General features: G+C 52.5%; 1 protein-coding gene. It reads right to left on the reverse strand.

Annotation, left to right across the window (positions count from 1 at the left end; translation table 11 throughout):
• Window positions 1-1,314 (reverse strand): ISNCY family transposase (locus tag AAE514_RS18415; RefSeq protein WP_347333026.1); only part of this gene is annotated, 1,314 nt, incomplete at its 3' end.
• Between the last annotated feature and the right edge of the window lie 133 nt (window positions 1,315-1,447).

A 1,447-nucleotide genomic window follows, 5' to 3' on the forward strand; every position in this document is an offset into this window, starting at 1 on the left:
CGTCAGGTTGTAACTGATCACCGATGCCCAGACAAATGACATAAAGCCGTCTTCGCCTTTCCACAATGCTTTCGAGGCTCCAAAGGCCCGCTTCAATTCCGAGATGTTCCCTTCAACACCAGCGCGGAAGTCCCGCAGCTTTTTCAAAGTTTTCTCTTTCAGTCCCATGGCGCTGAGCGAGATACTTCTTTTTTTATGGAACCCCACTCGCTTGATGCCCAACGCTTTGCCTTTGTCGATGTTATCCAGACTGGCGTAACCACCGTCAGCAATGGTGGTTTTGGGTACGCTGCCATACAGTGACTGATGGGCGCCAACCACGGGCATGAACCGCTCGACATCCGTAGGGTTCCCTTTCTCAATCATCAAGGTGGTGATCAAACCGTTTTTGTCCGTGGCCAGGTTGACCTTGTGCCCGTATTCAATCTCCCGAGGCCCCTTGATGATGATATCCGTATGCGGCTCAAACAGGCTGACAAGCTTTTGAGATGCCGGCACTTTCTCCCCTTTGAGCACCCGCCGCTCGGCTTGATCAATGACACGCTCCAGCAATGTCCGGTAATGGACAACCTGATCGACCCAGGACTGCGTGAGAGCCGACTCGCCGCTTTGGCGCTGAACCTGTTCAATGGCTTTATCGCTCTGTTTGAGTACCCAGCTGGCGAGCGAAATCAACTCAGGATACAGCGTCTCCTTATCGGCCTTTTTACCGTAAAAAATACGCGCCGCCAACGACTTGGAACGCTTGCGGTAATCCGTCAACCGTAGTTTGACGCCTGTGCCATCGCGGCTTTTGGCCATGAGTCGGCTCAACACTCGGATGCCATCATCGAGTAGCTTACTGTCTGATGGTGGCGCGATGTTACTGCTGACCACAGTGCTGTCTATCCGCAAACAGTCCGTTTTCATTACGCCCCGCTCAAACGCCGAAATACCCAGCTGCTGAAACACCGATTGCAGCGTTTTCGGTCTCAGGCGACGAATGTTGCCGCTGAGGGCGGACTTCCCGGGCTGACAATCCCGCTCCAGCCGGGAAAAGGCCCGATAGCTGGATGAGTCCGCTAAATGAAAGGCCAACATCTCATAGCTGACGCCAGTGATCTGCTTGAGCAGCATGCAGCGAAACGTGCTCTCAACAGACAGACCTTTGCGTCCCGTTGCCTGCGTCCCTTCAACGCGGAAATCCTCCTCCAGAAGAGGGAGTATTTCAGGATGATCGTCCAGCACGCGAGATAAATCGCCGAGAAACGCCCCAAACTTGTGTGGCGAATACAGATCAAATAAACTACTTTGTGCCGTGCGGGATTCTCGCATGGTAGGGCCCTTTGTTTTGGAGTTTGCTTTCTTGGTCGAAAACAATTCTACAAAGCAATAGGGCCTTTTTTAACCCTCCAATCGATATTTTCCCTGTATTTTCAGTGGCTTACTCGTTTATGGACGGGCACTA

It is taken from the genome of Marinimicrobium locisalis (genome assembly GCF_039822625.1).
In the GTDB taxonomy this organism is placed as follows: Bacteria; Pseudomonadota; Gammaproteobacteria; order Pseudomonadales; family Cellvibrionaceae; genus Marinimicrobium; species Marinimicrobium locisalis.